The sequence below is a fragment of the Martinezella rhizogenes genome (assembly GCF_027460065.1).
Classification (GTDB): Bacteria; Pseudomonadota; Alphaproteobacteria; order Rhizobiales; family Rhizobiaceae; genus Agrobacterium; species Agrobacterium rhizogenes_C.
This window is the reverse complement of the sequence record NZ_JAPYZZ010000030.1, coordinates 1-26,174: the sequence shown is the minus strand read 5'-3', so window position 1 is coordinate 26,174 and position 26,174 is coordinate 1. Positions and strand designations below refer to the sequence as shown.

25 protein-coding genes and 1 pseudogene are annotated in these 26,174 nt (G+C 59.0%); 10 read left to right on the top strand and 16 right to left on the bottom strand.

The genetic code is table 11. The features are described 5' to 3' along the window. Positions 1-10 precede the first annotated feature (10 nt). Genes O8B93_RS26570 through O8B93_RS26550 form a run of 5 tightly spaced genes read left to right on the top strand, consistent with a single transcriptional unit; the run spans position 11 to position 4,832 of the window. Positions 11-1,051: an extracellular solute-binding protein gene (locus tag O8B93_RS26570; RefSeq protein WP_269712898.1), complete on the top strand. Its 1,041-nt coding sequence runs from the start codon at positions 11-13 to the stop codon at positions 1,049-1,051. 9 nt (positions 1,052-1,060) lie between these two features. Next, entirely contained in the window at positions 1,061-1,888 is an 828-nt protein-coding gene (locus O8B93_RS26565; RefSeq protein ID WP_269712897.1) for an ABC transporter permease, read from the top strand. After that, complete coding sequence (locus O8B93_RS26560; RefSeq protein ID WP_269712896.1) at positions 1,881-2,702, top strand: ABC transporter permease; 822 nt, start codon at positions 1,881-1,883, stop codon at positions 2,700-2,702. The genes O8B93_RS26565 and O8B93_RS26560 overlap by 8 nt, the downstream gene beginning before the upstream one ends. A gap of 32 nt (positions 2,703-2,734) precedes the next feature. Further along, positions 2,735-4,159 (top strand): M24 family metallopeptidase, encoded by a 1,425-nt coding sequence (locus tag O8B93_RS26555; protein WP_269712895.1) that lies wholly within the window; start codon positions 2,735-2,737, stop codon positions 4,157-4,159. 1 nt (position 4,160) lies between these two features. Further along, positions 4,161-4,832: a flavin reductase family protein gene (locus O8B93_RS26550; RefSeq protein WP_269712894.1), complete on the top strand. Its 672-nt coding sequence runs from the start codon at positions 4,161-4,163 to the stop codon at positions 4,830-4,832. Between the two features lie 218 nt (positions 4,833-5,050). Here the strand turns inward: O8B93_RS26550 and O8B93_RS26545 are convergent, their stop codons facing one another. From O8B93_RS26545 to O8B93_RS26485, 13 genes are all read right to left on the bottom strand, one after another. After that, complete coding sequence (locus tag O8B93_RS26545; protein ID WP_269712893.1) at positions 5,051-6,232, bottom strand: acyl-CoA dehydrogenase family protein; 1,182 nt, start codon at positions 6,230-6,232, stop codon at positions 5,051-5,053. Between the two features lie 114 nt (positions 6,233-6,346). Then, positions 6,347-7,450 (bottom strand): LLM class flavin-dependent oxidoreductase, encoded by a 1,104-nt coding sequence (locus O8B93_RS26540; protein ID WP_269712892.1) that lies wholly within the window; start codon positions 7,448-7,450, stop codon positions 6,347-6,349. A 108-nt stretch (positions 7,451-7,558) separates the two neighbouring features. After that, the gene (locus O8B93_RS26535; RefSeq protein WP_269712891.1) at positions 7,559-8,692 is read right to left on the bottom strand and encodes an LLM class flavin-dependent oxidoreductase; all 1,134 of its coding nucleotides are present in this window, start codon (positions 8,690-8,692) and stop codon (positions 7,559-7,561) included. Next, complete coding sequence (locus O8B93_RS26530; RefSeq protein WP_269712890.1) at positions 8,689-10,407, bottom strand: ABC transporter ATP-binding protein; 1,719 nt, start codon at positions 10,405-10,407, stop codon at positions 8,689-8,691. Before O8B93_RS26530 ends, O8B93_RS26535 begins: the two co-directional genes overlap by 4 nt. Then, entirely contained in the window at positions 10,386-11,231 is an 846-nt protein-coding gene (locus O8B93_RS26525; protein ID WP_269712889.1) for an ABC transporter permease, read from the bottom strand. The genes O8B93_RS26530 and O8B93_RS26525 overlap by 22 nt, the downstream gene beginning before the upstream one ends. Next, positions 11,228-12,238 carry an ABC transporter permease gene (locus O8B93_RS26520; protein WP_269712888.1) on the bottom strand — a complete coding sequence of 337 codons (1,011 nt, stop codon included), beginning with the start codon at positions 12,236-12,238 and terminating at the stop codon, positions 11,228-11,230. The genes O8B93_RS26525 and O8B93_RS26520 overlap by 4 nt, the downstream gene beginning before the upstream one ends. Positions 12,239-12,276: 38 nt before the next feature. Then, positions 12,277-13,932, bottom strand: coding sequence for an ABC transporter substrate-binding protein (locus O8B93_RS26515; RefSeq protein WP_269712887.1), 1,656 nt, complete (start codon positions 13,930-13,932; stop codon positions 12,277-12,279). Positions 13,933-14,267: 335 nt separating this feature from the next. Further along, a complete protein-coding gene (locus O8B93_RS26510) occupies positions 14,268-16,673 on the bottom strand; it encodes a molybdopterin guanine dinucleotide-containing S/N-oxide reductase (RefSeq protein WP_269712886.1) in 2,406 nt (801 codons plus the stop codon). A gap of 37 nt (positions 16,674-16,710) precedes the next feature. Then, entirely contained in the window at positions 16,711-18,087 is a 1,377-nt protein-coding gene (locus O8B93_RS26505; protein WP_269712885.1) for an FAD-binding oxidoreductase, read from the bottom strand. Between the two features lie 111 nt (positions 18,088-18,198). Continuing rightward, positions 18,199-18,801: a 2-hydroxychromene-2-carboxylate isomerase gene (locus tag O8B93_RS26500; protein WP_269712884.1), complete on the bottom strand. Its 603-nt coding sequence runs from the start codon at positions 18,799-18,801 to the stop codon at positions 18,199-18,201. A 12-nt stretch (positions 18,802-18,813) separates the two neighbouring features. Further along, positions 18,814-19,383 carry a TetR/AcrR family transcriptional regulator gene (locus tag O8B93_RS26495; protein ID WP_269712883.1) on the bottom strand — a complete coding sequence of 190 codons (570 nt, stop codon included), beginning with the start codon at positions 19,381-19,383 and terminating at the stop codon, positions 18,814-18,816. Between the two features lie 51 nt (positions 19,384-19,434). Further along, positions 19,435-20,463 carry a ketopantoate reductase family protein gene (locus O8B93_RS26490; RefSeq protein WP_269712882.1) on the bottom strand — a complete coding sequence of 343 codons (1,029 nt, stop codon included), beginning with the start codon at positions 20,461-20,463 and terminating at the stop codon, positions 19,435-19,437. A gap of 411 nt (positions 20,464-20,874) precedes the next feature. Continuing rightward, complete coding sequence (locus tag O8B93_RS26485; RefSeq protein ID WP_269712881.1) at positions 20,875-21,480, bottom strand: J domain-containing protein; 606 nt, start codon at positions 21,478-21,480, stop codon at positions 20,875-20,877. Positions 21,481-21,817: 337 nt separating this feature from the next. Between O8B93_RS26485 and O8B93_RS26480 the strand changes: the two genes are divergently transcribed. Further along, entirely contained in the window at positions 21,818-23,197 is a 1,380-nt protein-coding gene (locus O8B93_RS26480; protein ID WP_269712880.1) for an enoyl ACP reductase FabMG family protein, read from the top strand. A 74-nt stretch (positions 23,198-23,271) separates the two neighbouring features. On the opposite strand, the pseudogene O8B93_RS26475 reads toward O8B93_RS26480, so the two are convergent. Further along, a pseudogene (locus O8B93_RS26475) lies at positions 23,272-23,433 on the bottom strand (TetR/AcrR family transcriptional regulator); the annotation flags it as partial. Between the two features lie 99 nt (positions 23,434-23,532). Here O8B93_RS26475 and O8B93_RS26470 point away from each other — a divergent pair. Together O8B93_RS26470 and O8B93_RS26465 are read left to right on the top strand one after the other, a co-directional pair. After that, positions 23,533-23,874 carry an ArsR/SmtB family transcription factor gene (locus O8B93_RS26470; RefSeq protein ID WP_269712879.1) on the top strand — a complete coding sequence of 114 codons (342 nt, stop codon included), beginning with the start codon at positions 23,533-23,535 and terminating at the stop codon, positions 23,872-23,874. Beyond that, positions 23,871-24,794, top strand: coding sequence for an SRPBCC family protein (locus tag O8B93_RS26465; RefSeq protein ID WP_269712878.1), 924 nt, complete (start codon positions 23,871-23,873; stop codon positions 24,792-24,794). The genes O8B93_RS26470 and O8B93_RS26465 overlap by 4 nt, the downstream gene beginning before the upstream one ends. Before the next feature lie 64 nt (positions 24,795-24,858). On the opposite strand, the gene O8B93_RS26460 is transcribed toward O8B93_RS26465, so the two are convergent. Continuing rightward, a complete protein-coding gene (locus O8B93_RS26460; RefSeq protein WP_269712877.1) occupies positions 24,859-25,221 on the bottom strand; it encodes a hypothetical protein in 363 nt (120 codons plus the stop codon). 193 nt (positions 25,222-25,414) lie between these two features. Between O8B93_RS26460 and O8B93_RS26455 the strand changes: the two genes are divergently transcribed. Both O8B93_RS26455 and O8B93_RS26450 read left to right on the top strand, forming a co-directional pair. Further along, complete coding sequence (locus tag O8B93_RS26455) at positions 25,415-25,666, top strand: ribbon-helix-helix domain-containing protein (protein ID WP_269712876.1); 252 nt, start codon at positions 25,415-25,417, stop codon at positions 25,664-25,666. Between the two features lie 2 nt (positions 25,667-25,668). Then, complete coding sequence (locus tag O8B93_RS26450) at positions 25,669-25,929, top strand: type II toxin-antitoxin system RelE/ParE family toxin (protein WP_269712875.1); 261 nt, start codon at positions 25,669-25,671, stop codon at positions 25,927-25,929. 21 nt (positions 25,930-25,950) lie between these two features. Here the strand turns inward: O8B93_RS26450 and O8B93_RS26445 are convergent. After that, the coding region (locus O8B93_RS26445; protein WP_269712586.1) for a transposase domain-containing protein at positions 25,951-26,174 on the bottom strand (224 nt) is incomplete at its 5' end.

The window sequence follows — 26,174 nt, the reverse complement described above, 5'->3', positions numbered from 1 at the left end:
AGGTGAACAGATGCAGGACTTCAACATTACACGACGCCGTTTCGGACTGCTTGCCGCCGGCGCGGCTGCCGCAGCCACCATTCCTTTCTCTGTCCGCGCCGCCGGTGGCACCGCCGTCGCGGCGACCTTTCCGGGCAACTGGGAAGACGGGTATCGCACCGTGCTGACGCCGCTCGTCAAGGAGGCTGGTTTCGATCTGACCGTCGCCCCCGCCATGGCACAGGACCAACTCGCCAAGGTCATGGCCAGCCCCGGTAACCCGCCCTATGACACCCTTCTGATGTCGCCCGGTCAGATGGCCGTTGCCGTCGAGAACGACCTGATCCAGAAGATCGACCCGTCGAAGCTGAAAAACTGGGGGATGCTTGATCCAGCGTTCCAGGGTGAGTACGGGCCGACAGTCACGGTTGAAGTCAATGGCATCGCCTATAATCCCGATCTCGTCCCTGCACCGAAAGGCTATCGCGATCTCTTCGAAAACCCGGCCTACAAGGGCCTGGTGTCATGGACGGGTTTTGCCTCCAACACCGGCGTGATGGCCTATACCGAGATCGCCAAGATCTTCGGTTCCGGCCCGACCGACATGGATGCCGTGTTCAAGCTGTTCAAGGACAATCCCGACCATATCAAGGGCGTCGTTGCCAGCACTAACCACCAGATGACGCTGTTCCAGCAGGGCGAGATCGCCGTCTTCATGTGCTCCACCGGTAATGTGGCCAAGCTCAAGGCTCTGGGCCTGAAGGCCGAGTTCGTCCAGCCGGAAACCGGCTCGCCGGCAGCTCCCGTCAACATCCACCTGACCAAGGGCGCGAAGAATGTCGATGCGGCCTATGCCTATATGGATGCGGCGATCTCCAAGGCCGCGCAGGACAGGCTGAAGATGCCGCCGCAGGAAATGTTTCCGACCAACGGGCAAGTGGAACTGACGCCCGGTATCGAGGCCTATGTGAAGCGCGAACAACTCGCTTCTCTTGTCTATCCGGACTGGGCCGCGATCAACAGGAACCGTGCGGAATGGATCCGCCAGTTCGACGCCATCGTTGCCGGCTGAGGAAAGACAATGAAGGCGAGCGGCTTCCCATACGTTATCCCGATGCTTGTGCTCTCGGTGGCGTTCTTTGCAACGCCGCTCGCCGTTCTCGTCGGGTTCAGCTTCATCGGCCCCGATGGCCTGTCCCTGCACAATTACGCACGATTTCTCGGCAATGCTTTCAATTATCGCGTATTGCTCAACACCGCCGTGCTCGGATTGCAGACAATTGTCAGCACGACTTTGCTCGGTGTGCCCATCGCCCTGCTTTATTGGCATAGCGGCAGGACCGCACGCCAGATTATCATCTTCCTGACATTGATCCCCATGCTGACCAGCAATGTGGTGCGGACTTTCGCCTGGATCGTCATACTCGGGCGGCAGGGGCCGATCAGTGAAATCTTTGTGGCGCTTGGCCTTGCGGAGCGTCCCTTCACGCTGATGTCGACTGAACTCGGGCTGGTGATGGCCATGTGCCAGATCGACTTGCCGCTGATCATCCTTCCGTTGATCGCCATCCTGTCGCGCATACCAGTCACCTATACCGAAGCCGCGCAGGTCTCAGGCGCAGGCCCGTGGCGTGTCCTCGTCACGGTTCTGTTGCCGATGATGCTGCCCGGCCTGCTGGCTGGGTGGATCCTCGTCTTTGCCAGCACCAGCGCGTCCTTCGTCACTCAGGCCGTTATCGGTGGTGCCCGCAACGTCTATGTCCCGCAACTGATCTATCGGGAGGTCGGCACGCTGTTCGATTGGCCGATGGCGTCCGCAATCGCCGTCGTGCTGCTGATGTCCACCGGCATTCTGCTTGTCACGATCACCATGATTTCCCGCCACCGGAGGCTCGTCGGCCATGCGTAGCAATCGTGAAAGCCGGATCCCCGGTCTCCTCTACAAGGCATTCGTCTTCGGCTTCGGCAGCTTGAGCCTGATCTATCTGGTTGCGCCGATCATGATTGCCATCACCATGTCGTTTACATCGGGCCAGACGCTTAAATATCCGCCCGAGGGCTTTTCACTGCGCTGGTACGAGGCGCTGCTCGACCCGGCCCGCTCTGCCACGGAGCATATTGCGGCAGGCAACTCGCTGAAGATCGCGGGCCTTGCCGTGCTGGGTTCGCTGTTGTTCGCCGTGCCGGCTACCATCGGCATGGCGCGGATGCAGCGCCGCGCGGTCAACACGATCGAGCCCTTGCTTCTCGCCCCGCTGGTCCTCCCGAGCCTCGTTTATGGTCTTGCGGCACTTATCGTCGCCAATTTTGTCGGTTTCCAGCCATCGCTCTGGCTTACCGTCATTGGCCATGTCGTGGTGTTCGGGCCGCTGATGTATCGCGCCGCTTCGGTCGTCGCGCAGGGGATCAACCCGTCGCTGGCAGAGGCTTCGACGGTGATGGGAGCGACATGGTTCACAACGCTCAGACGCGTGATCCTGCCATTGCTGACGCCGGGCATCCTGGCCGGTGCATTTCTCGTTTTCATCCAGTCGCTCGATAATGTTTCGGTCTCGCTCTTCCTCGCCGATGCGCAGACGACGGTTCTGCCACTGCGCATGTTCGCTCTCATCGAAGAGTCTCTCGATGTGCGCGTTGCGGCCATGTCAGGGCTGTTGATCGGGCTGACCCTCGTCGTCATGCTGGTCGCAAGACGCGTGCTGGCGCCAACGCGGCAGGCCTGACCCAATCATTCAAAATTCCGGAGGGAATACCAATGAATATACATACCAACAAAACAGGCTCTTACTGCATCGGATCGCTGCTTGCCGATTTTCAGCCGGATTTCGACTTTTCCGCGCCGCTGCCTCTGCCGGTCGAGGAATTCGAGGATCGCCTGCGCCGCATTCGCCGTCAGGCGGTTGAAGCCGGGCATGATGTGCTGATCGTCCATACTGGCGGTGTCGGCTGGTTCCACACATCGAACCACTATCTGCGTTATATCTGTGACTGGATGCGCGAGGGCGTGCTGATCATCCCGACGGATGTCGACAAGCCGATGGTGCTGCTGTCCTTCTTCACCCAGTCCGTGCTTCTGCCGCCGGGCGGTGAGCCCGTGCTGGTGGAGGACATCTGGCAGATCGGCCCGATTGGCCGCGAATATGCCGACCGGCCGGGCGACAGCATCGTCAAAACGGCGGAAAAATGTGCCGAGCTGCTGGCCGGGATGGGGCTTGCAAAGGCGCAGATTGGCCGCATCGGCGACCGCACGTCGCTGACCTTCTGGGCGGCTCTCGATGAGCTGATGCCGAAGGCGAAGTTCATCGCCGACAACGCCATCCTCGATCGTATGCAGAAGGTGCGATCGCCGCGCGAGATAGGGATGTTCCGGGCCGCCGCGCAATTGGTCAGCATTGCAACGCAGGCAGCCTATCATGTGACGAAACCCGGCGTGACCGACCACGAGATCTATGCCGCCTTTACCCAGGCGCAGCTTTCATTCGGCGGCGAGACCGGCGACGGATATCAGATCGGCATCAATGCGTTCGGCACGCATTGCGGCAAGCCCTACGGTCATGTTGTGCGTCCGGGAGACCTGATCAATCTCTATGTGTCAAACGTCACCTATCGCGGCTACACCGCCCAGACCGCCCGCATGATCGCCGTCGGCGACATCACCAGGCGGCAGGAAGATGTGCTGACCGCCTGCACCGACGGTGTAAAACGCGCCGAAAAGCTTATCCGTCCCGGCGCCCTGATGCGGGACGTCAACAATGCGGCCTTCGAGCCGATGATCGAGCGCGGTCTGCTGACGTCACCCGAAGCCCGCACCATGCCCTATAACTGGGCGCCGATGGATGATGGCAGCGCCCGCCTTATCCCGCGCCAATATGTGAAAGATATCGACTGGGAAGCGCAGGGGCGAACCCTGATGCATGTTTATCCGGCAACGCACGGCCCGCATAATCCGAACCTCGGTCATTCCGTTGGCATGGCGGGTGGCCAGAACAGCTTCAACATCTCGTCACATAATTACGACCGGATGGAGGAGGGCATGGTCTTCGTGCTGCATACGCAATGGCTGGAGCCGCTCGTTGCCGGCTGCAATGTCGGTGACATGTATGTCGTCACCCGGGACGGCTTTGAAAACCTGAGCCGCCACACACCCCTTGAAACCCACCGCATCGCCGCCGAGGTTTGATATGACCACCACCACAGCCCATACCCATTTCGATTTCGCAAAGCTCAATGAGCGCGAGCGCTACAAGATTTTGATTGGCACCGTCATCCCCCGTCCCATTGCGTTGGTGACGACCGTCGACAAGGACGGCCAGCCGAATGCCGGACCGTTCAGCTTTTTCAACGTGCTGACCCACGACCCGGCCATCGTCGCCATCGGCGTCGAGAATTATGCCGACATGCGCTTCAAGGACACGGCCCGCAATATTCGCGAAACCGGCGAATTCACCGTGCACATCTGCGACAATGCGCTGGTGGAGCAGATGGAAGTCTGCGCCATCAAATTCGGCCCGGCCGTGAATGAAATGGAAGAAGCCGGCCTCTCAACCGTGTCTGGCACGATGGTGCGCAGCCCGCGCATTCTCGCCGCCCCGGCCGCGCTGGAATGCCGCCGCCACACCACGCTGCAGGTTGGTCCTGCCCGTGAGATCATCCTCGGGGAAGTTGTCGGGGTGTTTGTGCGAAGTGATGCCATCAACGCCGCAAACCTGCATATCGACCAGCAGATGATGGACGCAGTCGGCCGCATGGGCGGACACACCTACGCCCGCACGCGCGACCAGTTCGACATCAAGACACTGACCCCGCAGGAATGGGAAAGTCGCAAGAACGGTGCAAAATGTGCGGCGGAATGAAATCGCGCGCTGCTATGGTGCAAAGCGACGGAATGTCGATGCTTACCCACTCAAGTTTTTGCAGTGAAGCCAGCGTGCGGAGACAAAAACAATCAATCATCGAGTCACCGAGATGCGCCTCAGATTAACGCATAGATGAATATCTGATGTATCCCGGATATCGAAAACACCTTCTTCGCCACCCCAGATGCTGTGGAGGAAGGCGGCACCACCGTGCCTCAGGCCGTCTTCAGGATTGACATGCCAGCTGGATGTATTGATCGCTCATTTTCGCCCGTTTTCCAGCGCTCGAATGCGGCGCGTCCGAGAATGGCGACGGACGTATCCTCCTGGGGAGCATGGACGAGAACCGACTGTATATCCCGGAAATGCCGCTCGAGGCCGAGATCGGCATTGAGGCCGGGATTGCCGATGCCGCGGACAGCCAGTTGCACGGCGTCGCGGATTTGCCGGCCGGCGAGAAGCCGGGCCCTTATCAGGTGTTCGGCTTCACCGATATGGCCTGCGAGCGCGCCGAAGATGATCTGCCGGGCGCCCGAGACCAGAAGGTCGATCTCACCCGAAAGCGCGACAAAACGTTCTGTCCGCGCAATGGGGTGGCCCAGATTGGCGGGCACGCGTTCATGGGCGAAGCGAATGAATGCTTCCTGAGCCGCTTCGGCCGCGCCCAGATAGATTGCCGTGAGCGCGAGCGTCATTGCTGCATGGCCGCGATTGTCCTGCTGTGCAACCGAGGGATCAACGAGTTCCAGCACATTTTCTGCCGGGATTTCAACCTCGGTATATTCGACATCGTGCGAACCGGTTGCCCGCATTCCAAGGCTTTTCCAGTTCTCTATGATTTTGATGCCGGGCAGGTCGTTGGGCACGACAAATGTACCGACCCGAGCCTGAACCTCGTCGGTATGCGCCCAGACGAGGAAGTGCGTGAGGCCATGCGCACCCGTCACGAAACGCTTGCGACCGGTGATCGACCACCCATTTGCCGTCCGGTGCGCACGTGTGGCCGGTAATCCGCCGCGGGCCGGAGAGCCGAGCTCAGGTTCCACGCGGGCCGCATTCAGCAGCAGCGGCTGATGTTTGGCCTTGGCAAGAAGCTCCCTGTAAAAACCCTCGGGCCAGTGGTCCTTGGTTGCCTGTCCCAGATGCGTGAAGATCGTCATCGCGCTGATGAGTGCGACGGAGGGATCACCGCGTCCAAGCGCCGCCAGAATATGGGCCGCGGCGCTCAAGGTTCCCCCCGGGCCTCCGTAACGCGTGGCCACGGTGCTCTCAAGAAGCCCCGCCTGATGAACGGCGCGAATACCGGTCCAGGGAAACTGGCCGGTCTGATCCGCATCCGGTGCGGCTTCGGAAAGGACGCGCACGGCAGCGTCAAGTGCGGTGGGATCATAGGACATGCGGATAACGGCTTTCTGAAGGTCGGGAGGCGGGATCACCCATGGCGGGTGTGGATGATCCCGGTCCTGGTAGAAGAGGTGCATAGGTCCGGCGGCGTGGCCGTACTGCGGCGATCAGGCGGCTGCCTTTTTCTTTGCCTCTTCGCGTTCGCGAATGCCCTCGCGGACGAGGGGCAGGATGTATCGTCCATAATCGACGGCATCATTATAATTGTCGTATCCGCGGATCGAAATCAGATCGGCTCCGAGATCAATATAGTCGAGAATGGAATCGGCGATCGTGCGCGGTGATCCGACCAAAGCGGTTGTCGCACCGCTTGCATTGGTCGCAGTCACCGTCGGATACCACAGCGCCCGGTCGTGAACATCGCCGCGTTTGGCGATATCGAGCAGCCGTTGGGACCCGATATTGGCAGGTGGTGTTGCGTTGACTGGTGCGCGGGAAAGACCCTTCTGACGGTTTGCGTTCAGACGGTCGAGAACCCTGTGTGCTTTTTCCCAGGCCAGTTCATCTGTTTCAGCCACGATTGGCCGGAAGGTAACCCAGATGCGCGGGCGATCGGTTCGGCCTGCTTTTGCGGCTTCTGCATAGATACGGTCGATCTGCTGCTTGGTTTCAGCCAGGGGTTCGCCCCAGAGGCCGAAAATGTCGCATAGTGAGCCGCCAATACGATAGGCGGCATCCGATGAACCGCCGAGCGAAATCGGGATCAGACCGTTGGTGGGGCGTACGGCGCTGCGGAATTGCTTGAACTGGTAATATTTCCCGTCGAAATCGAAGGGCTCGGTCGATGTCCAGGCAAGGCGGAGAATACGGATATATTCTTCCTGACGTTCGTAACGCTCTTCCTTGTTGAGGAAATCCCCTTCACGCGCCTGCTCCTCATCGCTTCCGCCCGCGATGAAGTGGACAACGACGCGACCGCCGCTCAACTGGTCAAGCGTTGCAAGAGATTTGGCGGCAACCGTCGGATAAACGGTGTTGGGCCGGAGCGCGACGATGATCTTGATGTTCTTCGTATGGGCGAGAACCGTCGCGCCCAAAGTGAAGGGATCGAACGAGGAGGAGGAGTAGGGAATGAGCGTGTAGTTGAACCCGTAGTCGTCCAGTGCGCGCGCATAACGTTCCAGAAAGAGCGGATCGACCGGAGCATCCGGGATGGGGTCTAGATCATTGGACGCGTTGGGAAAGCTGACGCTGATGAATTCCGCAGCCATGGGAGCTCCTTGGTGTTTCTGAGTGTCGGGTAAAAGCTAAAGCCGGTGTGGCAAATGAGGAAGACAGGTCTTTCTATTTCTATGGAATATGTAGAAAATATTGCCTGACTATGCTGATGGCCTAGAACCCTCGATTGCCGTCTGTTCCGGCTCGTCGTGATGGGAAGCGGGTCTCCACCCCAGAGACGGAGCGACCGTCGTCGCAAGATCGGTAAGCAATCTTATGTTTTCGGACAGCCCGAAAGCGGGAGGCAGAAACAGAACGAGGTCATCGGCGGCTGCCAGTCCCGGATCGCTCAGCACCGTCTCGATCACCTCGTCGGGTGTGCCCTGGAAGACCGGAGAAATCAGTGCTCCGACGGGCGGGCCGGCGGGAGCCAGTGCTCCCTTTGGGCGCGAGGCGGCAATCCCGGCGGTGCGACGCTCAAGATCGTAAGCCGCGTATTTCTCCCGTAGCTCCGGGGTGGTGCCGACCAGAACCGAAGCTGCAACGGCGACCGGCGGCGGCGGCGTCTTCCAGATGCGCAGCCAATTGGTGCGATAGGCATCGATGATCCGCGCCTGATATTGACCGAAAGTCTCGCCTTCGGCCTGATCGTGAAGGACGGTGCCGGAAATCAGGCCGATACCAAGTTCGGCGGCCTGGATCGCTGAATCGATGCTGGCGGAACCTTGTCGGATACGGCGCCGCAAGGTTGGACTATGCGGGGTAACCCGCAACTCGGCTCCCGGAGGTGCACCTACGTCCTGCTCCGTGACAGTGTGCAGAACATCGCCGGCAATGGCCGCGAGGAAGCGCGACTGGCGACGTTTTGCCTCCGTCCGGGCATCGGTGTCGACGGTACCGAACACGGCATCGAATGCGCCATTGGCCCCGGTCGAAATAGCAAGTTCAAGCCGGCCGTCGATCAAAAGGTCGGTCGTTCCCGCCGCCTCAGCCAGGAGGATCGGATCCTGATACCGCATCGGGATGACGGCGGAGCCGAGCGTGATGTGCCGCGTATGCTGACCGACTGCCGCAAAGAAGGGTAACGGAGAGGAAAGATAGTTGTCGAAGTGGCGCTGATAGGCCCAGCCTGACTGATAACCCAGCCTTTCCGCCTGCCTGAACAACTCTATGCCCTGTCGCAGCCCCTTTGCCGGACCGTCATCGTCGTTGAACGACACCCGCGTATTGAAGCCAAGCCGCTGCTTCGGTCGAAACAGCAGGGGAAGGTCGCCGGAAGGTGCTGCAATATTCATGCGTGCTGTTCCTTCCGCAGAGCGCGCTGGGCCGCGGGAATGCGACCCGTCCCGGCAATGCCCGACGGGACGGAGTTCAGCAGCGACGCGGTATATTCATGTTTCGGGTTGCGGAAGATTTCGGTGACGGCGCCATGTTCGACAATACGTCCCCGCTGCATCACTGAAACGCTATGCGCGAGTTGGCGGACGAGAGCGAGATCGTGCGAAACGAAGACATAGGTCAGGCCAAGCTTCGCCTGCAGCGACAGCAGCACCTCGACGATATCTGCCTGAACGCTGACATCCAGAGCGGATGTGGGTTCGTCCAGCACGATGACATCAGGCTGGAGCACCAGCGAACGGGCGATTGCCACCCGCTGACGCTGCCCGCCTGACAGGGCCGATGGCTTGCGCTCCAGCAGGTGCTCGCTCAGGCCGACATTCGCGAGAGCTTCCTCTACCCGTTCGGAGCGCTCTTTCGGCGTCCCGATCCTGAACCGGTCGAGTGGTTCACGCACAAGCTGCCCCACCTTCCACGTCGGGTCGAGTGACGTGAAAGGGTTCTGATAAACCAGTTGAAGATGCCGCCAGACGGACCGCAGTGACGCCTGGCTTTTGCTCGTGACGGTCTCGTCGGCAACCGTGATCGTGCCGCTTTCCGGCTCTTCGAGCCCCAGCAGCAGGCGGATCGTCGTTGTCTTGCCGGAGCCGGATTCGCCGACGAGGGCATGGGTCGTGCCTGCCGGAACCGTAAATGAAATATTGTCCACCGCCGTCAGTGTTTTGCCGTCCACGGTGAAACGTTTGGTAACACCCTCTACCGCGATCTTCGGCGACGTATCACCCTTCAGGAGACCGAACCCCGGATCGCGAAACTTTGCATAGCGGTCAGGGTTGAGCGCTGGCACGTCCCCATGGAGCTTTTTCGCATAGGAAGAGGAGGGGGAGGAAAAAACGGCAGACGTTTTGCCTGCTTCCTGCACGACACCGTTCTTCAGCACGACGAGCTTATCTGCCCGTTCTGCCGCTATCGCGAGATCATGGGTAATGAGAAGCAGGCTGATGTTCAGCTCATCCCGAAGGCGGGAGAGGAGATCGAGGATGCGCTTCTGGATCGTGACGTCGAGCGCCGAGGTCGGCTCGTCCGCCACCAGCAGGGCAGGGCGCGGTAATATTGCCAGCGCGATCAGCACGCGCTGCAGCATGCCCCCGGATAGCTGGTGCGGATAGGAATCGTAAACCCGCTGCGGATTGTCGAGACCCACCTTGGCGAATGTGTCGAGGATAAGTGTCTTGCGGATCGAAGGATTGACCTCTTCCGTCAGCGCTGCGGCCTCCAGTGCCTGCGAGCCGATTGTCCTCACAGGGTTGAGAGAGTTGCCCGGATCCTGCGGCACGAAGCCGATTTCACGGCCGCGAAACGGCCTGAAACGCCGTTCCGGCAATGCGAGAATGTTCTGCCTGTCGAAAACGACCTCACCCGTGGCGTTCGCACCGTTGGGAAGAAGCCGCAGCACGGCTTTCGCGATTGTCGATTTTCCAGAACCGGATTCCCCGATGAGGGCAAGGCTTTCGCCGCGCCCGATTTCGAAGCCGACATTATGGACGACCTCCTGCCGTCCGTAGGAAACGGCAAGATTTTCGACCTTGAGGAGGGGTCTCGCGTGCTCGGGAGCCGCTGCGACGATCTCGGGAAAGACTGGCGCTGTTTTCAGTGCGATTTGCGAAGCCATCGGCTGATCCTGTTGACAGAGAGGACGGTCACGATCGTAACGAACGCGGGCGCATAAACGAGCCAGGGCCATTTGAGGTAGTCCTTGCCGATCGAAATCAGCAGGCCCCAGTCGGAAGAAGGCGGAGGATCGCCATAGCCAAGGAAGGCGAGGCTGGCGATTACGAGGATGGACTCGCCGAATTGCAGCACGGCAAGCGGCAGCATCGAACGCGATGCATTTGGAAGGACGTGTCTCAGAACGATGTAGCGGCGTGAACCGCCCAGCAGAAAAGACGCTTCCACGAAGGTCGCCTGACGGGTCTTGATGACCTCGGAGCGCGCCACGCGGGCGAAAAACGCAATGGCTGATATGCCTGTCGCGATCGCCGCATTGATCGTTTCGAAGCCGATGGCCGTGACGATGATGACCGCGAGCAGGAACTTCGGAATGGACAGCAGTACGTCGACGAAACGCGCAAAGACGATATCCACCCAGCCGCCGAAAAACCCGGCAAGCAGACCGATCACACCGCCGATGACGACGCCGATGACGACAGCGACCAAAGCGCTCGATACCGACGAGGCTGTGCCATAAACCACCCGCGTATAGAGATCGCGTCCCAGATGATCCGTGCCGAACCAGTGCGCAAGACTTGGCGCCAGAAGCTTGTCGGCAGGGACGCCGTTGATCGGGCTCTGGCTGGTGAACAGTTGCGGGGCAATGGACCAGGCGACGACGATTGCGATGACGAGGAGGGAAATGGCAACCGTTGCCGTTATGTTGAGAGCTCTCAGTCTCTCGAAAGGATTGTTGCCGGAAACCGGGCTGGTGATGAGGCTCATGGTTTGCTCCCCGTTTCAAGGCCGAGCGATGTGTCATCGATGGTCGTCAGGCGGCGCTTTCGGCCGACGACAATTTTCACCCGCGGATCGAGCAGCGGATAAAGAAGATCGGCGATGAGGTTGACGACGACGAACACCACGGCGCCCAGCGAGACGATGGCCTGCAGGACGGGCAAGTCCTGCGTGCTGACGGAGCGCTGTACGAGACTGCCGATACCGGTGCGACCGAACACCGTTTCCGTGATCAGCGAATTGCCCAGAAGTTCGCCTACGGTCAGGGCGATGACGGTCACGACCGGTAGCGATGCGGGCTTGAGCAGATGTGTCGTGAAAAGCCGCTTCGGTCCGATGCCACGGCTGCGGGCAACCGCTGCGTAGTCCTGCTCCGCTTCATGATCGAGATTGGCGATCAGGACTTCCGCGATCTGTGCGGAAAACGGTATGCCGATGGTGATCGCCGCAAACAGCGTCGCCCAGAAACTGTCGGGTTCGATGACCCGGAACAGCCTGAGCTGAAAACCGAAGAGGTGGATCAGAAACAGGCCGATGACAAAATTGGGTGTCGACAGGAATAGCGACGGGAAGGCCCGCAGCAGGCCCTGTCCATATCGTTTCGGCACCACCTGTGTGCCATAGGCAACGGCGAAGGCGAGGATCAACGCGACCGCGAGCCCGGCCGAGGCCAAAACCAGCGTCGATGGCAACACTTCGGCGATCAGGGTCGCGACGGGTCGATTGGAGCGCATGGAAATGCCGAGATCGCCCGTCAAAAATGCCGTGAGGGAGTGCCAGAGCTGCACGATGATCGGCCTGTCCAGCCCCTGCGCAGCGATGATCTCGGCGATTTCCTGTTCGGTGAAACCGTTCTGCGGGTTGCGCAGAACGCTGGTGATCGGGTCGCCAGGCAGGACGCTGACGACCACGAAGGTGAAGACATAGGCCAGAAGGATGACGACGATCGCCTGGCCGAGCCGCTTTGCGGCGTAGGTTAGGTAGGCATTGCTCATGCCGTCACCTCCTTGACGTTACAGGGTGGGTGCTGGCTTCATTCGGCAATGAAGGCCGTGTAATAGCTGGCGTAAGCGACCCCGTTATAGACCTCGCCTTTCAGCTTCGGCGATTGCACGTAGATGCGCTGGACGATTTGTGTGCGTGGTATGAAATAGCCCTGTTCCAGCACGTATTTTTGCAGGCCGTCCAGAAGAGGCTTGCGGTCCTCGACGGAACCCGCGCCGGCGATTTTGTCGCGCAGATCGTTCAATTTGGCGTCGCGATCATCCAGCGCAAACCAGTTTTCGCCGTTATTGGCGTTGGTCAGGATGCTGGCGACTGTGCCGGCATCGATAAAGCTGCGCGTCACCTCATAAGCGGGAACTGCGGCTCCACCGAACTTGACCTTTTCGCCGAATGTCACGACGTCATAGGCGCGGATATTCACTTTCCATCCCAGCTTGCCGAGTTGCTGGGCAATCAGTTCATCAACCGATTTTGACGTTGCGAGGTAGGGGTTGGAATGAATGGTCAGCTCCAGCGGCTTGCCATCCTTCACACGGATGCCATTCGCGCTTTTAACCCATCCGGCGTCGTCGAGAAGTTTTTCGGATTTATCCGGTTGATAGGCGAGAAGATCGCTGTGATCCGTTGCACCCGGAACGTTGCTCTGGATGAAGGAGGTCGGAAGCTTCCAGTCGGGCGTATAGACCGTGTCGATTATTTCCTGGCGATTGATGCCGGACTGAAGCGCCTGACGCACCTTCACGTCGTCATAAGGCGGCAGCTTGGTGTTGACGGCCCAGCCGTTGACGAAGCCGAGATAGCGCGGGGTTGCAACGGTAAAGCCTTCGTCTTTCAGCGATTTTAGTTCCTGGGGCGAGGCGTTGTAAGCCACATCCGCCTGGCCGGACTGAACGGAGGCAACGCGCAGTGACGGCTCTGTCACAAGCTTGTAGGTGATAGTGTCGAGATAGGCAGGGCCGGTGTGGCCGACAGCCGCCGGCCCCCAATTGTAATCCTTGCGCTTGACGAGGGTTACATGGTCGCCTTCCTTCCATGATTCAACGACATAGGGGCCGCTGCCAGAGGTCTTGCCAAGGTCTGCCTGCTCGCTGGCCGGCTGGGCAAGGGTCTTGGGCGAAATCAGGATCGATCCGTGATATCCAAGTGTCGGGATGAAACCGAGCGTCGGTTTCTTGAAGTAGACCTTCACGGTCGTGGCATCGACCGCTTCTGCCCGATCATAGGTCTTGGGGAAAAGGCCGATGGGATTGATGCCTTCGTTCTTGCGACCCGCATACCAGATGTCCAGATTGGCGACGACGGCCTTTGCGTCGAGCGCCTCGCCATCGGAGAATGTCACGCCGCTTTTCAGGTGGAGGGTGAACTCAGTCGCGGTATCGTTCTGCTCCCACTTCTCGGCAATCCATGGACTGACCTTACCTTCCGCATCGACATAGAGCAGCTTATCCGTAACGTGGCCCCAGATGTGACCCTGGAAGCTTGAAATGGCGCTGTTGTTGGGGATCCACGTATCGCCCAGTGAATCGATCAGAAAAGTGATGTCACCGCCGTCGCGCGGCGTCTCTGCAGCGATTGCCGTCAAAGGTCCTGCGGTCGACAAAAGCAGCGAGGCGGAGATTGCCAGGGAGGCTGTGAAAAGCAGCCGGCGACGCGACAGGGAGAATGAGAAAGAACGTTTTGTCATGATATGATCCTGAGAAATTCAAAGTTTTTTCGTTGTAATTTCGGCATCTCCTGCGGTCGCACATGCTGTTGCCGTTATTGCTACAACGCATATCAAACCGTTGCCGCGCCGGCCTTTCAGCCGAGCGGGGGAATGCTTGAGTTCATGGGGTGAGCGGGTTGGCCGCGAGGGTTAGCGAGCGGCTCCTGGCAGCTCGCCTGGCTGAGGAGCGCGCCCGCTTCTACATATTTCAGTCATGTCGCGGCCCCTTCGTTGCGGTGTTTATCTTGCCCATAAACTAGCAGCCGGGCGTGAGGGAGAAAGACTGGTTATTCTTTTTCTATCGATTTAGTGAATTATTTTATCGCCATTTGGTCGACAGTTTGGATTGGTGTTTCAGACGCATGTAAATTGCCGTCTCGCACCGGCAATAGATGATGTCGCGGTGCCGAAGATACTGTGTCACGCGGCACAAAGGTCATGGCTTCGAAAACCCTGACCGGCGGCAAATCGCCGGTGAAAAGCTCAATCTCCACCTTGGCGATCTGGCCGGTCGAACCTTGCGCCAGTTTCGAAGTGCCGATGTCGCGGGTGAGGATGTTGGGGTTGCCATGGACGCAGACGGCATTGTCCGCAGCGGGATCTTGTGGCTCGAACCATGCGCCGGTGGCAAGCTGCATCACGCCCGGCATGACGTCTTCACTGAGAATGGCACCAGCCAGACAGCTGCCACGCCCGTTAAAAAGCCTGACGACGTCGCCGTCAGATATTCCCCGGACAGCCGCATCGGCGGGATGGATACGAACAGGCTCCCGTTCCCTGATCTTGGTCGAACGGCTGAAATCGCCATAGTCGAGCTGGCTGTGCAGACGCTGATAGGGCTGATTGCAGACGAGATGAAGGGGATGGAGGCGTGCGTCATCCGATGTTTCCGCTCGTGGCGGATACCAGCGCGGATGACCTTTGCAGTCATCGTAACCGAAGCTCTCGACAGTTTCGGAAAAAATCTCAATCTTTCCTGAAGGCGTTGGCAGCGAGTTAGTCTCGGGGGCCAGTAGGAAGCTGCGCGCCGGGCCACCTTCGTCGGGTTTAACCGGAAGAAGCAGCTCCCCCCGTTCCCAGAAGGTTTCAAAATCAGGCGCATCATGCCCGCCATCCGCGAGCGCGTTGCGGGTGGTCTCATACAGGAAGGTGAGCCATTCCCTGCTGCTGCGGTTTTCAGTAAAGGCGTCGAACTTGCCGAGTTCCCGTGCAATGTCGGCGAATATCTCATAATCGTTGCGCGCTTCGCCGACGGGGGCGAGCAGGCGCTTCATGGCGATCATCAGGGGATCGCGATCGGCAGCGCCGATGTCGTCACGCTCAAGTGTGGTCGTGGCGGGTAGCACGATATCGGCATGTCGCGCGGTCGAGGTCCAGGCCGATTCGTGGACGATGATCGTTTCGGGGCGCCGGAAAGCGGCCCGCAACCGGTTGATATCCTGATGGTGGTGAAACGGATTGCCGCCCGCCCAATAGACGAGCCGGATATCGGGATAGCGAAGCGTGTGGCCGTTATAGTGAAACTCGTCGCCGGGATTGAGCAGCATGTCGGCGATGCGCGCACAGGGGATATAGTCCAGCACGGGATTTTTGAATTGCTGCAGCGTCGGCAAGGGGACGGCGAGAAGGTTTTTGCCGATATTGCCCAGTGCGCCGAGGGAATAGGAAAATCCGCCGCCATCCAATCCGATCTGGCCAAGCATCGCGGCAAGGACAATGCCCATCCACACCGGTTGTTCGCCATAATCGGCCCGCTGGAGCGAATGGCTGACCGTGATCAGGGTCCTCGAACTGGACATCTTCCGCGCCAGCTCGCGGATCGTTTCCGGCGCGATGTTGCAGATTGCAGACGCCCATTCGGGGCTTTTATGCTGGCCGTCCTCCTTGCCGAGAAGATAGGTCTCGAACCGCTCATAGCCAACCGTGTAACGGTCCAGAAACGCCCGGTCGTGCAGTCCTTCGGTGACGAGGACATGGGCAAGCCCCAGCATCATCGCCACGTCCGTGCCGGGAGTTATGGAAAGCCACTCTGCATTCAGATCACCCGGAAAATCGTCCGCCAACGGGCTGATGAATGTGAAGTCCGCACCGCGAGCTCTGGCGCCGGCCAGTTTTTGCCGGACGGTGTGGGTGCTGATCCCTCCACCGTGGACATCGGCATTCTTGATCGCCATCCCACCGAAGCAGAGCACCAGTTCACTGTTGCGTTCAATAGCGTCCCAGGTCACGCTCTTGCGATCGAAGCTGTCATATGGTCCAAGCACATGGGGTATGATGACCATGGCCGCGCCGGAACTATAAGTGTTGACGGACCGGACATATCCGCCAAGGACATTCAGAAAACGGTGTATTTGGCTCTGTGCGTGATGAAACCGGCCGGCACTCGACCAGCCATAGGAGCCGCCGAACACGGCGCTTGGGCCATGAACGTCATAGACCCGTCCAAGCTCATCCGCGACCAGCTTCGTCGCTTCGGCCCAACTGACCTCGACGTAATCGTCGGCGCCGCGTCGCTGCGCATGGCCCGTTTCGCGCTCAAGCCAGCCCCGCCGGATGGCAGGCCGCCGGACACGAGCCGGGCTGTGGGCAACGGCGGGAAGATTGCCCAGAAGCGGTGACGGGTGTGGGTCACCGGGGTGGGGCTCTATCTCCAGTCGCCCGTCTGCAAACCGTCCGGAGAATGCTCCCCAGTGGGAACTGTGAGTTTTGAAGGAATTCATCGCATGGCCTCACGATCAGGACTGCAGAATGGCAATTCTATTTCGGCAGGATTTTTCCCGGGTTCATGATACCGGCGGGATCGACCGCATGTTTGATGAGCGCCATCAGATCAACCGCGTCACCATGTTCTTCACGCAGATAAGCGATCTTCCCGGTGCCCACGCCATGTTCGCCAGTCGAAGTGCCGCCGACAGAGAGGGCATATTGCACCATCTTCTTGTTGATGGCCGCCACCTCGCCGAGTTCTTCCGCATTGCCGGGATCGACGGCGAAGACGACGTGATAATTGCCGTCACCGACGTGGCCGAGGATAGCGGCCGGGACGCTGCAATCCTTAAGAAGTTCACGGGTCTTCAATATGCAGTTGCTGAGCTGCGAGACCGGAACACAGACATCCGATGACCAGCCTTTGGCGTTTGGTCTCTGCGATACGACGGCATAAAACGCATTATGCCTCGCTTTCCAGAGACGATTGCGTTCTTCGGGCGCATTGGCCCACTCGAAATCCTTGCCGCCATGGTCCTCGACGATGGCGGATACCATGTCGACCTGCTCCTGAACGCCGGCGGGCGAGCCATGAAACTCGAAAGCCAATGTGTCCTCGATCTTCAGGGTAAGCCCGGAATAGGCGTTGACGGCCCTGATCAGGCCACGGTCCATCAGCTCCATGCGGGCGACAGGGATGCCAAGCTGCACGACCTGAATGGCCGCTGCCACCGCCTGTTCGACGCTCTCGAAAGAGCAGAGTGCTGCCGAGATGGTTTCCGGTATTCCGTAGAGGCGAAGCGTTATTTCGGTGATTATCCCGAGTGTTCCTTCCGAACCCACAAATAACCGTGTCAGGTCATAGCCGGCGGAAGATTTTCTGGCGCGACCGCCGGTCCTGATGATCTGGCCGGTCGGCAGTACTACGGTCAGCCCGAGGACGTTTTCCCGCATCGTTCCATAGCGGACGGCATTGGTGCCGGAAGCGCGGGTTGCGGCCATGCCGCCAATCGAGGCGTTTGCGCCGGGATCGATGGGAAAGAACAATCCCATGTCTCGCAGATATGTGTTCAGCTGCTCCCGCGTCACGCCAGCCTCAACCGTGCAATCCAGATCGTCACTGCTGATACGGGCAATCTTTGACATGCGTGAAAGGTCGATCGAGACCCCGCCATTAACGGCCGTCAAATGCCCCTCGAGCGAAGTGCCGGCGCCGAAAGCGATGACGGCCACGCCTTCTGCCGCGCATAGCCGCACGATTTCGGATACTTCTGCCGTGGTTTCAGCGAAAGCGACCGCGTCGGGAAGCGTGGCTGCATGATGCGCTTCGCCGCGCCCATGCTGCTCGCGCAGGGCAAGTGACGTCGATAGACGCTCACCGAGCAGGTCCTGCAGGGATTGAATAAGAGGCGCGGGCAGATCGGGCATAAGGAGATTCCATGGGAGCCTTGCGGGAGAAAGCCGCGAGAGGCTTTATGAACATAGGACGAAACGCCTTGGCAGGACCGCGAAACCGTCTCCCGCCGTCCGGCGGCGATATCAGGCGGCGAGCTTCTCACCGCTGAGGTGACGCTCGAGGAACGGAAGACTATCCTGCCCCCAATAGAGTTCATTCTGATATTGGTAGGTCGGCACGCCGAACACACCGGCTGTCCTGGCGGCTTCGAAACTGGCCTTTTGCCGGGCCGCAACCGCATCGCTTTGGCCACGTTCATCGAGCGCCGCCGCATCAAAGCCCGCGGCTGTCGCAATCGCCCGCCGGACATCCGCATTGCCGATGTCTTCACCGCGAACCCAGAAAGCCTCCTGAAGCGAAAGTGCAAGCTTAAGCCAGTCCTGACCCGCCTCGATCACTGCCGCAACCATCAGGCCTGCCGGTGAGGGATCGGAGAGAGCTGCGCGATTGTCGAAATTGAGCACTTTTCCGCGCAATTCCGCCCAGCGCTTCAGATCCCTGATCCAGTAGGCACGTCTGGCCTCGGGCCGGTTTCGCGAATAAATGCCGCCATTTTCCTCGATCAGCGGAATGACATGTGGGTGGATCGTGGCACCCTGTTCTTTCGCCAGGGCAGCAAAGGGTTCGAGACCGATGAAGGCCCAGGGAGAGCCGATGTTGAAAAAATAATCGATCGTCTTTGTCATTGTCTGCTGCTTTCAGTTGGATTGATTGGTGGAGGCGGCCATGTCGAAGACGGAGAGAGCACAGTCACGCGCAACCAGGACAGCTTCAGGATTCCGCCCGACGGCGACGGTTGCCAATGCCCCTTCGTAAAGAAGCGAAAGATGGGCGACGGCAATCTGCGCAGTGCTGCCGGCTCTTGCGAGGACAGCGGCAAATACGTCCCTGACCTTCGCCTTATGGGTACGTGCAACGGATACGACACGCTCGGACTCGCCATGTTCCGCAACCGCAAGAGCGAAAGCGCAGCCGCGAAAATCCGGGCTGTCGGCTTTTTCGTGGAGTTGATCGAAGATCAGCCGGATCTGCTCCTTCGGAGCCATGTCCGCATCCAGCACTTTCTGAAACGAATGGATTACCCGCTCGTGCCGTGCCTCCAGATAGGCCGCAACGAGGTGATCCTTGGACGGGAAATGCCGGTAGAGCGTGGCTTTCGCAACATTCGCTTCTTCGATGATCCGATCTATGCCGACAGCCCGGATACCTTCACGATAGAAGAGCGTACCGGCGGCGGCAAGGATATGGTCTGATATGGCTTCTCTCATTTTATCGTTTCACGTTGTCGTTTGATAAATCGCGCTGCTACGCGCTGCCGGTCATGAAGGGGTGGCGGGATTGGGATGCGCTGTCCGGTCCAGGGCGGCGATGAGAGAGGTGATCGCATCGAGCGGCAGCGGTTTTGAAAACCCGCCCTGATGCGCCAGTTTCCCGGCAAGCGTTTGAACGGCTTCGTTATAAGGCGTCGGAACATTGTGAAGCCGGCCCAGCAAAACGATTTCGCCGTTGAGGAAATCCACCTCGCTCGAAGCTCCGCGTTTAAAGCTCTGCCATGTTGATTGCTGGCCCGGGTGAATGCCGCTGTTCGGTGCAACGCGCCAGTTGGAAATGTCCACGGTTCGCTCGGAGGGCGAGGCGAGGGTGTAACCTGCTGCTTCCAGCACATGGCGGGCCTCATCCACCAGAGCCGCGCTGATCCTGTCGTTCAGATCGGCTGGACCCTCGAAAAGTTCCAGGGCATTGCGAACATTGTGTAGCAGTTTTGCCGCTTTCCAGCGGCGGATATTGTCGCTCGCCTCGGCCAGGTATCCGGCCCTGTTCAGGTCTGCCGCGATCTGCGTGGTCACGTCGTCCCGTCCGGACGGAAAGCGCCCGAGTGTCACGATGCCCAATTGCGGCTCGCCGCCGACCACCACCTTGCCGGTTTCCGTGAACCGCGCCGGTGTCAGAATGCTTGCACCATAGACCCTCGCAAATGTCCTCAGGGCATTCGCCTCGGTCGCCAGTCCATTTTGAAAAGTCACGATAGGAAGGTTTGCCGCTGCCGGCGTGGTCGTGTTCGAGACGCTTTGCCAGGACCAGAAAGCAAGCCCGCTGACGGCATCCTGAGCTTTCACCGTCAGCAGGAGGATATCGTCCAACGTCAATTCCGGAAGATCCGCAAGGTCGAAAACCTTGAGATCGATCTGCCGCGTCTCCAGGGGGCGCTGGAAGGTGAGGCCATGCTGCCTGATATGGCTGATCTGGGCGCCCCGTCCGAAAAGCGCATAGTCAATTCCTGAAAGCGCGAACTGTGCCGCAAGGCTTGCGCCCACCGCACCGGCGCCGATGATAACGTAACGTGGCATCTATCGTTTCTCGTCTTTTTTCCGCCCCGGATATTCTGGAGGGCGTTGGCTGTTCATTGGTTCGGCAGTTCGCGCAGGCGGCAATTGCGGATGGTGGGTAGACGCGGTTCGAATTATTCTGGCACAGATCGTAAAGCCTGTGCGCCGTGCAAAGGAAGACCGGTCATTCTATATCTACTAATTTTGTAGAAAATCAGTTCTCGCAATCAGCGATTTCAGGCGATTCTTGTCGTAAACTCGCGAAGTCGGCATGACTTGACATGACCATGGTCGTGTAACGCCGTTTGGGGAGACGCTGCGCGCCGCACCGCTCCGGATGGAGCCCCTACAATTTTCATAGACCGCTGATACCGAGTCTTGAAGTTCGGAAATCCCGTCAAGGCATGTATCGCAAGCCCTATTGAACAGGTTTTAGCAAAAACCGTTCAGTTTAAGGATTCTATACGCCTCGATCGAAGCGCGAAGTGCATCCTCGGAATTGCGATCTCCGTCGTTGGCGTCGGGATGGTGCATTTTGAGCCTCTCCTTATAGCGGCTCCTGATTTCTCCGGATGTCGCCTGGGAAGAAAGGCCAAGTGTTTCGAAAGCTTTGGCTTCAAGCACCTTCAGCTTTCTCTGTTGGACGCCGACCCCTGGCTGTCCCGGCCTGTCGCCTCTGCGGGCATTCAGCGTCTTTGCCGAGCCCGAACGAACTGAAGACGGTAGCGGCGTTTCAGTCGCCTCGGTCACCCGGGTTCCCCAGGTCGGGCGAGCACCGGTCGCCGCCTCCTTCTGGTAACGGGCGACGTTGGGGTTGGACGGTGCCGCGGTAAAGCTGTAGCCCTTGTTATAGTCGGTCACATGCTCAAGACAGAATAAGAGGTAAAGACCTTCAGCACCCGCTCCCACGGGCGCGCGGTGAGCGCCGGTCTTTTCGCACCCGTCCCATTGGCATTTTGGACCTTTGGATTCGCTGGCCGAAGGTGAGCTTTTGCGAGCGGACCGAAGGCCTACGAATATTTTCGAATCATGCGTCATCGTAACTGTATGAACGTAGAGGTCCGCTAGGGCAACTCCGGCGGCAACGCGATTGAGCCATTTGGCTGGAGCCCGGCGGATCAACCGCTCGGCAGTATCAACAGCCTAGCCAGCATCCGTGGGACGAGCGTTGCCGGGAAGCTCGTTTCGGTATCGACGGGCCGGTCTCCTGCGGCCTCGGTATTTCCCTGCGTTGCAGGACCAATATTGAGCGACTTCACGTTTTGAAATGAACGGTCACCGAAAATGAGTTCCCATTTTGTGCCATCGCGGTCATGTATTCGGGAAAGTTCGTATGAGCCATGCTCGACGACACACGAATTAAAGAGCTGACACTATGGAAAATCCGGTTGCACTGAATCGTCTCTCCGAAAACACGGTCTTCCGTAAAGGCGATGTTTTCGTACTCTTCGGCGAACTGTTCGGTCGCGGATACGCCACCGGCTTGCTGGACGAAGCCAGACGGGCCGGAATGGAGATTGTGGGGATCACCGTCGGGCGGCGCGACGAGAACAACGCATTGCGGCCGCTTAACGCCGAGGAACTGGCTTCGGCGGAGGCCCAGCTGGGCGGCAGGATTATCAACATACCTCTTATGGCGGGTTTTGATCTCGACGCGCCGGCAGGCGGCCCCACTCCCACCGATCTCCTGGCGAAGATGACGCTTGAGAGCTGGGAACACGACAAGCTCGACTGGGACTATGTCGGGCAATGCCGCGACATCGCCGCGGCGCGTTTTACGGAGTCGCTTTCAAAGGTCATGACCGTTCTGGACGGAATGATCGCCCATGGCCGCAATGTTTTCTTCGCCCACACCATGGCCGGGGGCATTCCGAAGGCGAAGGTATTTCTGGTCGTCGCCAATCGAATCTACAAGGGGACCGGAACCCGCCACATGTCGTCGCAGACCTTGCTCGACAGTGACATGGGAAAGCTCATTCTGCAGAATTTTGAGGATGTCTCCGCAAACACCTTCCGCCATCTCCTTGATTTCAGCGCGGCGATCCGCGAACGCGTGGAAACTTCGGGCGGACAAGTGCGTTACACGGCCTATGGTTACCACGGATCGGCGGTCCTCATTGACGGAAGCTATCGTTGGCAGACCTACACCAACTACACCCAGGGTTACGCGAAGATGCGGCTCGAAGGCATTGCAGAGCAAGCCTGGGCGACAGGGATCAAGGCAACTGTCTATAATTGCCCCGAAATCCGGACCAATTCGTCCGATGTGTTCACGGGTATCGAGCTGCCCCTGATACCACTGCTGCTTGCGTTGAAGAAAGAAAACGGTGGCCAGTGGGCAGATGAACAGTGGCAGGCCTGCCAGCAGCTTCTGGCCGACGGTTTAACCATGAACGATGTTTTCCGGAAGATCACCGACATGCAGGCCAGCGAGGTCATGCGTCCGTTCTATGATTTTTCGGCATGGCCCATGGCAAACAGCCAGGCACAGGCCGATCTGACCATTGGCACGTCAAACGAGATCACCCAGATGCATCGGGATGGCAAGGTGATGATCAGCGACCTCCTGAGCGGTCTCGTTGTGAAGGCCACCGGGCAGCTGATTTTCGGCGAAACGTCCGAACCTTCCGGTCCCGTCCTGTGGCTCAACCACGATATCGTGGCTCGGCGACTTAACGCTTCCCACCCGCATTCGAAGTCTCCCGCGTCGCTCGTCGCGCAGGGAATGGAACCCTCACAAGTTGAGATAGCATGAAGGCTTCCAAGCTTGGCTTGGAAGCTGGGTGTTTTGGGCATGAAGCGACGAACTGACGACGGGAAACGCCCTCATCATATCCTGCAAGTACTCCCAGGCTTTCCGCCCGCGTCGTCGTTATCACCGTGCGCGGCGATGAACCTGGCGACTGCCGACCGGCAATAGGATTCGATTTCGTTGTCGTCCTCCGCTCTCGCCTGATCGAAGCGTGCGATAATCAGGAGATCGGATCCTTTGCGTCGGCTTTTATTCCCGCGATCATTCCACCGATAAAAACTTAGTTGATATGCTAAGTTTTCCTTGTGTCTTCACGATGAAGCATGATAGTTAGCAATATGACTAAGCATCATCATGAGCTTTCACTGATCTTCCAGGCTCTGGCCGATCCAACGCGGCGGGCGATTCTGGCGCGCCTCGGCGGCGGGCCGGCACCGGTCATGGAGCTGTCCGCTCCCACGGGGCTGCGTCTGCCCACGGTCATGCGGCATCTTTCCGTGCTGGAGGAGGCGGGGTTGATCATCACGTCCAAGGATGGACGGGTGCGCACCTGCGCCATCGTGCCCGAAGCGCTGGAGCCGGTAAGGACATGGCTCGATGAGCAGCGGGCCGTGTGGGAGAGCCGGCTTGACCGGCTGGAGGCATTTGCAATGCAGGCCATGAAGGAGGATTCCGAATGACAACGAAACCGGATCAGAAAAGCGCACACGCTAAACCGCGTCAGCCACAAGACCGTTTTGCGACGCTGAGCTTCGAACGGGAAATTGCCGTTCCGCTATCGGCTCTCTGGCAGGTCTGGCTGTCACCCGCCGCCCGGGCGGTGTGGGCTTCTCCTTCACCCTCGGTCGCCGTGGAGTTCCTGGAGGCGGACAGCAGGCTGGGCGGCCGCGAAGTTTCGCTCTGCAACGTCGCCGGCCAGCCGGATATTCGCTGTGAATGCGGCTGGCTGGAGCTGCAGCCAACCCGCCGCAGCGTGAATTACGAGGTGGTCTCATCCGACGGTGTCACGCAGTCGGCAGCGCTGGTCACTGCCGATTTTCAGTCTGCGGAAGAGCGGAGCCGCTTGACCGTAACGGTGCAGCTTTCCTCTCTGGCCAAGGATATGCGCGATGGCTATCAAGAAGGTTTCGGCGCGGGCCTCAACAATCTGGCCAGCGTGGCCGGGCGGACCATGGTGCTGGAACGAGTGATAAAGGTGCCGCGCAACATCGTCTGGAAAGCCTGGATGAACGAGAAGACGCTGCCGCAATGGTGGGGCCCTGAAGGCTTTTCCTGCCGCACGAAGAGAATTGACCTGCGGACCGGCGGCGAATGGGTCTTTGACATGATCGGCCCTGACGGCACAGTCTTCCCGAACCATCATCGTTATGTCGAGGTCCGCCCCGAAGAGAGGCTCGCCTATACGCTGCTGTGGGGCGAAAACGGTCCGAAACATGCCGATGCCTGGGCCTCCTTCGAAGATCAGGATGGCGCGACGAAAGTTGTGCTGGGCATGGTGTTCAGCACGGAAGCCGAGTTCCAGCAAGCGAAAGGCTTCGGTGCCGTGGAGCTTGGTCAGCAAACGCTGGGTAAACTGGAGCGCTTCGCCAAGGCGCTATAGATGCGCCGGGCCGTCAGCTCCATGCGCGGATGTCTCGATACTGGCCTCCCGTCCAGACCGGCAATTATTCTTCAAATCCGCTTTGCGCGTGCGAGATCATCTTGCAGGTCCCGCTGTCCTTCTCGCCAACCATGCGCTTGTCACGAATGACGGAACCCTTGGCGATGTCGATCTCCCATGCCACGGAGCCTTCATTCAGGCTCGCTTTGCCGCCGGAAAAGGTGCCTTTCTCCATTCTCTGACTTCCAGAAGCCGGGACATAAACTCCAAATGTCCCGGCGGCGTCGTCGAGGGCGAAATTGAACACCTGTGAGGTTCCTTTTGGATTCGCAAATTCACAGCTGAGGTATGTCGGCGCGGCGAAGGCGACAGAGCCTGAAAAAAGCAAGGCAGCACCGGCAAATCCGGTTCCTGTAATGACGTTCAATTCCTGATCCTCATTTGTGCTTTCGCGCTGGACTAGAAATATTTCAATCGCTCGGCGAAGTAAACGATATAGCGATTTGACCCCTGTGGCCCCGTACGGTCGACTAAGAGGCACGCGTTGCCGACACTCTGTGATGAATATTGACAATATATGCTACGCTTTCCATAATCGAAGAGACCGAAAGGAAAACGCCATGGCGTCAGGAAGCATTCACGTCAAACTCAGCGGTGCGCTGCAAGACCATATCCAGCAGCAAATTGGTGATGACGGTCTTTATGAGAATGCGAGCGAATATATTCGAGCGCTTATTCGGCGTGACCTGCAAACCCGCGACGAGGCATGGGAGGCCTTGCAAAAGGAACTGGCTCCCGCAATGCGCGCGGATGACAGCGAGTTTAGAGCCGTCTCTGCTGATGATGTAATCGGCCGAAATAAGCGTCGCTAGTTATGGCAGCTTATCGCTTTTATGCGCCTGCCGATGCCGCACAGGATAAAATCTGGCGCGACACTGTGGATACTTGGGGTGAAGCGCAGGCTGAGACCTATATACGTGGCCTCCACGCGCATTTGCAGCGCCTCTGCGACAATGACCTGCTTTGGCGGCGTCTTCCCCAAAAACTTGCCGTCCCCGGCGACCTCAAGAGTGAGGCTTATTTCAGCCGGTATCAGCATCATTATCTGTTTTTCCGAAAGCTTGATAACGGGTAAGCCTCCGGTGAAGGCCGCAGGTCAGGCCGCTTGAGCGTTGACGGTCGGCGGCGTCCAATTCCACGGAAGCAACTGCTCCAGCCTGGTAATCGGCGTGTCAGCGATGCGGGCAAGAACGTCGGCCAGCCACACCTGCGGATCGATGCCGTTGAGCTTTGCCGTCATGATCAATGTGGCCATAAAGGCTGCTCGATCTGCACCGCGGTCTGATCCGGCGAAGAGCCACGATTTTCTGCCGAGTGCGA